Genomic DNA, 9715 nt, shown 5'->3' with positions numbered 1-9715 from the left:
ACGCCACCGCCGTCCATCGGAATTCGGTTCCATCAACCCACATTCGGTGAAGGACGACAGCCATCTTTCTGGCCAGCGCGACCTTCGCACGCTTGCTTCCTTGCCGGTGGGCAACACGCACCGCCCAGGCCTTCATCGGAGACCATCGGGTTGATGGCCTGAGAACGACGTTGGCAGCTTCGAACAGGGCTGTGCGCGTCTCTCCATCTCCGACTTTTGTGATCCGTCCCACCCGATCAACCTCGCCAGATTGGTATCGCCGGGGCGTCAACCCGAGATAGGCGCCGACAGATTGGGAATGCAGGAATCGCCTGGGATCGTCCACAGTGGAGCGGAAGGTCAACGCAGAGACCGGGCCGATCCCTGGCATCGTCATCAAGAGCCGACAAGCCGGGTCACTGCGCACGGCCTTCAGAACCAGACGATGCAGTCGGGCGTACTCCCGCATCAGCGCTTCGCGTCCGGCAAGCAGTGGATTCATGATCGCCTCCAGCAAGGCGTCATCGCCGACCAACTCACGAACTCGCGTCGCGAACAGAGTCCGCGAGACGATTCCGACTTTGAGACCGAGCGGACGCAGAAGTCCGCGGATGACTTGCTCTGTGGCAGCGATGGAGCGGACGATATGCTTGCGAGCCGCGGCCAGCGTCCGCGCCCTTTGGCTGCCGATGCTCTTGACGTGAACAGGCTTGAACCATCCCGTTCTCACCACCTGCGCGATCCCACGGGCGTCATTCCGATCGGTCTTCACCGGCATGGCCGAAAGCGCCGCCTTAACTTGGCGGGCTTCCAAACTGACGGCCGGCAGCCCCAGTTCGATTAGATTTGCGGTCAGCCATTCTGACGTCGGTCCTGCCTCAAGGCCCACCCGTTCAACTTGACCAGCCCATGGTTCGAGGTACTGCACAATCGATGGCGCGTCCGCCAACGTCGTTCCCTCCCGGATAAGCTTTCCGGTCTCGTCCACCGCACATACCGCAACGGAATTCAGCGAAACATCGAGGCCGACGTAGATCATGACGCTTCTCCTTCGGATAGAGTTGGTCCATGATCGTCAGTCAAAACGTGCCGCGCAGCAAATAGGTCAGGCGATCGGGACCGAATACCCCATCTCTTCCGTAAAGCGGCTGCGCTTCATGCTCTGGTCCTCATATGGCCAGAGCGAACTTCAATCTGGATTAAGTCCAGGGGGCAAGGTCAAGATTAACGTGCGGGCCGGTGAGACACCCAGGTAACGAGATCGTCGACTTGAATGCGCCCACCCCGCGCGTTAGCGACGCTACGAGGCGGCCACCAACTCCGGTAGTTGAGACGACCGCGTCAGGTTTGCAAAGATCATCCGGACCAACGATCATAGAGGCGATGCCGGAGAAAGGCTTTATGGCTGGCGTTCAATACTTCGTCACGCGCTACAGGGGCCAATGGGCGGTTTCGCTCAAGGATGTGTACTCCGGCCCCTATGCCACTGAGCAAGAGGCCATCGGTGTCGCAGTGAAGAACGCCCACGAGCAGGGGCAGGCAGGAAACGACGCGCAGGTTCTGGTCCAAAGCCACGACAATAGATTCAGAAGCGAGTGGGTATATGGGCGCGACTCGTACCCACCAGGTTAAACCGGGCCAACGGAATGCACATTTTCGAGCGGCACATCACAGCCCTACGGTCGCAAGCGCTTGAGGTGCTTGCAGCCAATCAGGCCCGCGCGGCCGATCAGTCTTTGAGCCTGGCAGATCGCCAAGTCGCGACATCTTATGCAGAGGAGGCTCAGGCAGTGTTGGGCATACTCGATAGTGTGAAGCCCAATCTTAGGCCGAAGGACGCGCGGCGGATCGCTGCACGCATACGCGATCTTCTAGAGGGTGAGGGGTGAGTGCCACCCGACCCTCTCGGGGCTAAAGGTCACAGGCTTTGTTTGTGATATGGCTGGCCACCGAGTTGGCGGCGCGAGACGCTCGTTTCCCTCCCCGGGAAATCCCAGTGGCAAGACCACGGTTTAACCAATAGCAGCGGCAAGGTGCGAGACGGATGCAGACAGGATACATCTCCCGATGAGCCGTTGTCCTTCGCCTGCAGATTCCGATCGGCTATGCGTTGGGGTACGCCAGCTATTCCAGCACGTCTCCGATCCCGGCGTTTACCTCGTGGCTACCGAACCTCTTGATCGTCGCTCTGTATTCCACCTTGGAGGTTCGATGGCGCTCCCGGTGGATTCAATGAACGCTCGCCAGGCCGTCGGCCCGATCGTGCGATCAGGCGTCGTTCGCCTCGACCATCACAAGCGAGGCTTCATGGAGCTCGATCAGGTGGCTGCGCTATTGAGACCCTCAACCCACTATCGGTATATAGATAATTTTGCTACTTTTGCTAGAACTCTTGGTTGTCTTTTTAAACGCTTGGCCCCCCGTGATCGAGCGCATAGAGCCATCCATCTTATGGGGTGATGACGATATCGTTGCAGATTTAGACACTGGATCGGAGCTGCCCTTCATCTAACGAACGATAAGGTGCTATCTATGAAAGTGCCGGACCTGTTGCACACGCCGGCGCCCGGGGCAGACCAATTCTCTTTCCGCATAGAGCAGTGTGGTCGTGGAGACGCGACTTGCATACTCCTTCATGGCTTCGGCGAAGGTGGCTATGTATGGTACGACTTTGCACCTCGCTTGCCGAAAAAATACCGTGCCATAATCATCGATTTCAGGGGGCACGGAGATTCCGATGAAGATCCAACAGGAAATTATGGCGTTGGCCCCTATTCCACAGACGTTCTCGATCTTATTCAGAAATACAAACTTGGTAATGTTTCTCTTGTAGGGCATTCCCTTGGTGCGGCCGTGGCGCTTCAAGTTGCTGCAGCCGTCCCTCACCTTGTAACAGACTTGGTTCTTGTAGATTTCTCTTTGAGCACCGAACCGGACGTTTGCGAAAATATTCTCTCGCAGTTCCACGAGCAATGCGATGGCTACAACTCGCTCGCCGAGTACGCCGCCTGGATATCGGCCAAGCGACCGCTGACTCATCCACGAATGCTTCGTCACATCGTAGACAACGCTCTGCGCGAGACCGCCGATGGAAGATTTGTACTCAAAGTCGATCAGAGGATTCAGCAACTAATAAGCACAGGATCGGCGCGAACGGATGATGTTCGGGCTATTTTTTCTAAGATCTTATGCCGAACATTATTGATAAGAGGCCGAGGATCTGCGGTCCTTTGCAAAAAAGAAGCACTAGATATCATACGCTTGTTGAAAAATGGCCAGCTGTGCGAAGTTTCTCGTGCCGGCCACGCGGTGATGGTCGAAGATCCAGACGAATTTGCCGATGCGGTCAACCGGTTTCTTCTCGGACCGCGCTCCTCACGCAGTGAGTTGTGACCGGTTGGGAGTTGTTGGCCCCGAGATCCCTGCCCGTAGAGCCCCGCGGTCACGCCGTCGAGTCTGCCTGCCGCCCTTCACGCGGGAGGCCTATCCGATGTCAGGATGCTGGAGATAGCTTGCGATGATCAGGCGCTGAATCTCCGAGGTTCCTTCGTAGATGCGCAGCGATCGGATCTGCCGATAGAGACGTTCGGGCACGGCATCCTTCACGATTCCCGCGGCGCCGAAGATCTGTACTGCATCATCGATGATCCGCTGTGCATGTTCAGTCGCAAACAGTTTCGCGATGCTGGAGTGCTTTCCAAAGCCACGGATCTGCTGGTCAATTTCCCACGCCGCCTGGGCGATGAGCAATGCGTTGGCGGTCAGCGCCACCTCGCTGTCGGCGAGCTTCGATTTAGTCAATTGCATGTCCCAGACCGTGCCGGTCGAGAGGCGTCTAGAGCGAGCCCATTTTAGCGCTGCGCTCCGCGCCCGGCGGGCGAAACCGGTCGCGGCAGCGCCAACCGTCATCCGATACTGCTCAAGGATTTCGCCCGCGATTTGGAAGCCGAGTCCCGGCTTTCCGATCATTTGGGCCGCCGGCACGATGCACTCGTCAAAGCTCAGGCTGCCAAAGGAGCGCCGCGCCATCGCCTCAATCGTCTCCGCGACACGCATCCCAGGCGATTGAGCGCGCACGAAAAACAAGCTGAGCCCCAGTGGCCCCGACTGGTCAGCCGTTCGGGCCAGGACAATCGCGAAATCGGCAATGTCGGCGTTGGAAATCCAGGTTTTCGTCCCGTTCAGGGCATAGGACTCGCAACGACGTTCGGCACGCAGCGAAACGTTGGCAATGTCCGAGCCGACGTCGGGTTCGGATAAGGCCAGACACCCGATCGACCGCCCTGCCAGTATGTCCGGGAGCAGAGTCGCGCGCTGTTCCGTAGAACCGTACCGGACCAGCGGCGCAGCGGCCAGGGCCTGAATCGAGAAGGCGAAATCGCACAAATCATGGATGAACGAGAAGCCCTCGCGAATCAAGCAGATACTGCGGAAATCAGGGGCCGCATCGGCGCCGCCGACGGCCGCGTACCAGCCGGTTCGCCCGAACAGGGCCGTTAGATGACGGCCCATCTCGGCGGGCGAGCGACCTTCGATCTCGCCAAGTTCTGGCGAGATCTCGTCAGCCCAGCTTTCAATTCGCCTCGCGAGTTGCCGATGCCGTTCCTCGTAGAGCGGCAGTCTAAGAACCGAGGTGTCGAATATTTTCACGGCGGCCCCTTCGACCCGGTGTTGCAAAACTCTCCCGAAGGCAAAGCGGTGGCCTCGTGGCGGCACCGCCCGCCAGGATCCGGTCATCCGCTGGCACCGGCTCGCCGAACGGTCAGAGCGTCAAAGCACAATGATCGCCGATCGCATCATCGTCGATCATGACAGAGTGGGGCGATTCCAGCGTCCCACCTTCCATGAAATAGGAAAACGCAGCATAGCCATTCCAAATGCGGCGCCATTCGGCGGCGACTGCAGCGGTGCCGTATCGCCGCTCCGTTTCGTCGAGATGCGCCTGGATGATCGTCACCGCTTGCCGTGAATGTCCGGCGGAGAGGTTGTCGATGGAGAGGTGCACATCCTCGTAAATGTGGTCGAAGCCCCAGTGCTTCAGCTTTTGGATCTCATGCAGCCGCACCTCGCCGAGGCCAAACATTTCGACGCCCAGATTGTAGCCGAGAATCTCAGGGTGAAAGCGGTTCGGAAATAGGCCGAGTGACAGCTGGTTCAATGGAAAAGTATAGAAGTTGTCGGGGATTTCGTCCTGATCGATGAACGCTTCGTCACGGATATGCGGCAGGTCGATCTCCAGGCTCCTCAGGACCCCATAGATCAGCGTGATGTGGTTCTTCTGAATATCACCCAAGCCCATCTCATCGGCATAGATGCTGAACAAAGTCGCATCTGCGGCTCGCTCGAAGCGGCCCGTGCCGCTGCTTCGAAATGCCCAGCAGCCATCGATCAGGTTGCCCAGCGCAAAGTATTTCTGACCGAACACAACTTCGTCACGAGGCGGAATGTCGTTGAGTGGCGCATAGGGTTCGACGAGCTTGTGCCAATAGATCGACTCGACCCGAGCTTCCAGGGCCTCGGGGGAATACTCGAAAAAGCGAGCGTCTGTATATCGCCCCGTGGCCTCGTTGTTGAAAAGGACCTCCGCCCGAGCCAACCCCACGCGTGCGCGCTCCAGCGCAACCGATAATGTGTTCGCGAAATTTTCTATATTGACCAGCCGGTAGAACAGCGTCCTGTCATCGAGATCTGGGGCAGATTCGAACACAGTGTCGCGGGGTGGGCGATTCCGGATGCTGGCGAGCCACAATCGCGTGACCGATTCGTCATGCCCTTCCGGTACCAGGATTATCGGCTCGTCGATCGTTTGAGCCGCTCGCTGGAACCACGATTTGAGGACGCACGCTTCCTGTTCGGAAAATATGCCGAACATCGGCCCGCCGAATTTGATGGCGTCGACGAAGCGGCAACTTCCTTTCGCATCGGCTCGCAGATAGCTGGAGCGCTTGAAATCCCGCAGGAAGACGGCGAGATCCAAACTGGTTTCAGCAAAACTCTCGGAGAGCAGCTTTCCGCCGATCCGGACGCGCCCATGCTGTTTCCCGGCAAACGGCGCGTGGCGCCGGATGATCTCGGCGACCTGCAGATCAAGGGAGCGGTCCGTCGATTGCCCGGCCAGTTCCGCCAGCATCGTCACCTGTCGCCTTTCGAGGCCGACAAAGACACGCATCGCATCGACGAGGCGGCGGGACAAGGCTTCACCCGCCGGGTCATCTTGCAGCCCGTCGACATAGGTGTCGAGGGCCTCCCATGCCGTTTCGGGTGACACGAAGGGGGCTAGCCCCGCCACGCGGTCATCGATCCCCAGGGCGTGGTAGGCAGCGTGGATTCCGACCAACTCGGGGAGGTAGGTCGCCGGGTAGCGAGACAGCGACAGCAAGAAAGCGGCCTGCAGTGACGTCATCGGCTCCGTCGCGGCCGCGCGGAAGAAGCCCGCATCGGAGATCGACGGCAGGAAAATGCCGGCCTCTTCGAGGGACCGACGGCGCAAAGCGACACATGACCGGGCTGGGCAGCCCTCGCCAAGAAGCAGCCATCTTTGGCCGAACAGGATGTTGACGATGGCGGCAGGCTGGGTCGCGGGTTGCGACACGGTGTCGAGCCAGCAATCGCCGAGTAACGACAGCGCAGCCCGCCCACGAAGAAGAGAGTGTTTCGCAGCCGTTCCTAAGGCGACCACGCCGTCGAGCGCCGCCGTGGTGGCGATACGGTGCTCTTCGAGCCAGTGCCACAGCCGTTCCCGATCTACGCGGCCGCCGCGGAGGACGGGCGCCTGCGCCATTGCTTCCAGCGCTCCATCGTCCCACTCCGCGACACTCAGCGTGGCATCCAGAATCTGCTTGGCGACCAGTAGCATCGCCTCACTTTCGCAATCTTTCAACAGGAGTGCGGCGATCTCGGCCGGCTCCGCGGCCAATGCGGCATCGGCCAACGGTCGAGCCGCCGGATCGAAATGGAACAGACCGATCATGCCACCAAGGAAGCGATGTATGGCGGCGCCTTGAACATCATTCAAGGCCGCATCCGATTTGGATGATATACCGGTTGATGGTAGGCCTTTCATTTCACAACCTCGCTATGGTGACTCCTATAACACCAACCGGCGGATCGACGCGGCATGGAAAACCAGAAATTGTATCTTCACGGCTGTCACTATTTCCTCGGGGAAGAAGAGCGGCGTGTGACGGAGATTCCCGGTCTGGCCACGTGGCTCGCGCGAAACCAAATGATCGACGACCCGGGTTTGTGGGGCTGGGATCGTTTTCGCGTTACGGCCAGGCCGACGGTCGAGCTGCTGGCCGAAACGGCGCGCCGGAGCTTGGCGGATTTTGGCGCCCGTCAGCCATCGGTCGATGCAGTCATCCTGTGCGCAACGCACTTTCCGACCGATGTCGACCGACATGCCGATTTCATCGGCCGGCTGCTCGAGACTCTGGGCCTGCACCAAGCCATACCGTACGGCGTTACCCTGAATCGCTGCGCGACCCTCACATCCGCTGTTGGCCTGGCCGAGACGCTGGTCCGCAGCGGGCGGCACCAGGCGATCCTGGTGGCGGCCGGAGATACAATCGGCGCGCATGATGAAAGGCTGCGCCCTTTCGCGGTGTTCAGCGATGGAGCGGCAAGCTGCATCGTCAGCGCCGGACAAAGTGGCGAATTCCAACTGCTTGGCACAGCCGCGGCGGTTGATGCCCGAATGATGAGGCCAAACGCCGAAATCTCGGCCGACCTGACGCGGCGGGCGAATGCCGAACTGTTCGCGCTGGCGGAGGTTGGCCTCCGCGACATCAAGCGCCTCGCGCACAACAATCTGTGGAAGCCGATCGTGATCATGAAGGAGCAGCAGGCTGGCTTCCGCCGCGACCAGCTCCATCTCGACAATATTCCACGTATCGGCCACGTCTTCTCCTGCGATCCACTGATCAATATGCTCGACTTGGCGGCAAGCGGTTCGGTGGCGTCGGGCGAGCTGCTGGCACTGGGATCGAGCGTATCCGGTGCCCGCTTCGGTGCATTGCTGCGCAAGAGTTGAATTTGGGCCTGGGCCGGCTGAAACGGCGGGGTGACGGGCCATCTCACACGGCCAGACAGAATTTTTCGGTTCGAGCCAGCGCGGGATTGCCGCGCCGGATATGGAGTATGCCATCCTTTGGCAACATGACCACGGCGCCGACGGTCTTCTCGCGGCATATATTGCCGGTGTCGGGCACGCAGATCGGCTCCTGGCATAAAAGGGCCATGTAGTCCTCCGGGCCTCCGTGACTGCCCGGACGATCAAGCTGCGCGACACACGCTTCCAGCCGGCGCACCGAGGAATTGCGCGAGAATGGGTTCATCTGGTCCATTGCGACAAAGTCTTCCGACAGGAAATGATTGGTGTGCACAAGAGTGGTACCGGCTCGGACGGAAAGCTTCCCGTCGCAGAGTTCGACGGTAACGCTGCGGTGTGCATCGCATAGCAGGAGCGAACGCGAACTGGCGAGCCGCACCCTCGACAACCAATCCAGGCATGAATCGATATCGCTGCTGCTGTCGAGCAAATGGCGGATAGCAAGATAGGGTGGGATGCCGGGGCGCCATGTACCGCCGAGCACAAGGTTGAGCCCGATCGCCAAACCCTCGCTGTTGAGGCCGAGATACCCGAGCAGTCCCGTGAAACTCAGCAGCAAGACCCGCCGCGGACTCGACCGATGAGCAATCCGGAGAATGACTATCTGGTCGTCCAGATTGCCATTGAGGTCGATCGTCTGGGCAAGCACGGGGCCGTCTTCGCCACGCCGGCACAGTGTCGTGCAGTCGCCTGCCGTATGAAACCGCGAATAGCCCATCACCTCGCGGCGTATCTGCAGCAACATCGCTTCGTCCGGCGCGATCTCGGCGCCTTCGGCCAAGCCCTCGATTTCTTCGGCAAGCGACGGCATCGCCGCGGCGATCTCGCGGCGATAGGCCGCAATCTCCGGCTCCAGTGTCGTGAGGCTGATCTGCCGCGGCAAGACGCGATTGAGCCGCGCCAGATCGTCATCGAGAAAGGTGCGGATCTGCTGCCGGAGCGCCACTCCATGGGCGCGTCCGAGCTCGCGCGGCAGGCCCTCGAGGCACAGCGGCTTCACTGCCCCGCACCAACCAGTTCGCTGGCTGCCCTGGTCAGTTTCGCTTCTTTGAGCAGGCCGGACCGAACGATCGGCCATTCGTGGCGCAGGATGCTGTAATAGATCGCATCGCGGCGACGCCCGTCCGGCATGTAGTTGAAGCTCCGCAGCACCCGCTCCTCGGTCGCACCGATATTCTGCAAGCCCTTGCGCGCCTGGAGATTGAGCACGTCAGTCTTGAACTCGACGCGTTCGCAGTCCAGCCGTTCGAAGGCGTACTGCAGCAGCAGAAATTTCGCCCAACGATTGAGCCGCTTCCCTCGATAGGCGCGGCCGAGCCACGACCAGCCAATTTCGAGGCGCCGGTCGGCCTCAGCCAAATTGCCGTAGGCCATGCTGCCGGCCATCGAGCCCGTCGCCTTGTCGATGACGGCAAAGACGACCCGGCGGGTGGCAGCGGTGTCTTCGACCGCTTGCTGGATGAAGCGGTCAAGATCTACGTCCGCATCGATCCGCTGCACGAAATAACGCCAGATATCGGCATCGAAAGCGATTTCGGCGAGCGACGCACGATCGGTGAAAGCGATTGGCCGCAGCCGCGCATAATCGTTTTCAAGCCGCACCTCGGCGAGGTCCTTCCAAGCCAT

At 60.0% G+C, this 9715-nt stretch carries 8 protein-coding genes; 3 read left to right on the top strand and 5 right to left on the bottom strand.

The window, feature by feature from the left end:
• Positions 1-1018, bottom strand: a 1018-nt coding sequence (locus I6F33_RS36630) for an IS110 family transposase (RefSeq protein ID WP_225145702.1), incomplete at its 3' end; no start/stop codon positions are given.
• A gap of 344 nt (positions 1019-1362) precedes the next feature.
• Between I6F33_RS36630 and I6F33_RS36625 the strand changes: the two genes are divergently transcribed.
• Both I6F33_RS36625 and I6F33_RS36620 read left to right on the top strand, forming a co-directional pair.
• A complete protein-coding gene (locus I6F33_RS36625; protein WP_346656709.1) occupies positions 1363-1611 on the top strand; it encodes a DUF2188 domain-containing protein in 249 nt (82 codons plus the stop codon).
• 900 nt (positions 1612-2511) lie between these two features.
• On the top strand, positions 2512-3372 hold the full coding sequence (locus I6F33_RS36620; protein ID WP_225143526.1) for an alpha/beta fold hydrolase: 861 nt from the start codon (positions 2512-2514) through the stop codon (positions 3370-3372).
• Positions 3373-3462: 90 nt separating this feature from the next.
• Here I6F33_RS36620 and I6F33_RS36615 read toward each other — a convergent pair whose 3' ends face one another.
• Together I6F33_RS36615 and I6F33_RS36610 are read right to left on the bottom strand one after the other, a co-directional pair.
• A complete protein-coding gene (locus I6F33_RS36615; protein WP_225145701.1) occupies positions 3463-4629 on the bottom strand; it encodes an acyl-CoA dehydrogenase family protein in 1167 nt (388 codons plus the stop codon).
• Between the two features lie 112 nt (positions 4630-4741).
• A complete protein-coding gene (locus I6F33_RS36610; RefSeq protein WP_225145700.1) occupies positions 4742-6994 on the bottom strand; it encodes an iron-containing redox enzyme family protein in 2253 nt (750 codons plus the stop codon).
• A 102-nt stretch (positions 6995-7096) separates the two neighbouring features.
• Between I6F33_RS36610 and I6F33_RS36605 the strand changes: the two genes are divergently transcribed.
• Positions 7097-8011, top strand: coding sequence for a hypothetical protein (locus tag I6F33_RS36605; protein WP_225145699.1), 915 nt, complete (start codon positions 7097-7099; stop codon positions 8009-8011).
• A 43-nt stretch (positions 8012-8054) separates the two neighbouring features.
• Here the strand turns inward: I6F33_RS36605 and I6F33_RS36600 are convergent, their stop codons facing one another.
• Complete coding sequence (locus I6F33_RS36600; RefSeq protein ID WP_225143532.1) at positions 8055-9089, bottom strand: C45 family peptidase; 1035 nt, start codon at positions 9087-9089, stop codon at positions 8055-8057.
• Positions 9086-9715, bottom strand: a complete 630-nt coding sequence (locus I6F33_RS36595) for a GNAT family N-acetyltransferase (protein WP_225145698.1) — start codon at positions 9713-9715, stop codon at positions 9086-9088. The genes I6F33_RS36600 and I6F33_RS36595 overlap by 4 nt, the downstream gene beginning before the upstream one ends.

The sequence above is a fragment of the Bradyrhizobium sp. BRP20 genome, assembly GCF_020194215.1.
In the GTDB taxonomy this organism is placed as follows: domain Bacteria; phylum Pseudomonadota; class Alphaproteobacteria; order Rhizobiales; family Xanthobacteraceae; genus Bradyrhizobium; species Bradyrhizobium yuanmingense.
The sequence above is the reverse complement of the archived record's forward strand: the minus strand, read 5'-3'. Positions and strand labels throughout refer to the sequence as shown.

Excerpts from the sequence above, each read along its gene's own strand:
- I6F33_RS36620 (WP_225143526.1), top strand. The coding sequence starts at position 2,512 with ATGAAAGTGCCGGACCTGTTGCACACGCCGGCGCCCGGGGCAGACCAA.
- I6F33_RS36605 (WP_225145699.1), top strand. The coding sequence starts at position 7,097 with ATGGAAAACCAGAAATTGTATCTTCACGGCTGTCACTATTTCCTCGGG.
- I6F33_RS36625 (WP_346656709.1), top strand. The coding sequence starts at position 1,363 with ATGCCGGAGAAAGGCTTTATGGCTGGCGTTCAATACTTCGTCACGCGC.
- I6F33_RS36595 (WP_225145698.1), bottom strand. The coding sequence starts at position 9,715 with ATGGCTTGGAAGGACCTCGCCGAGGTGCGGCTTGAAAACGATTATGCG.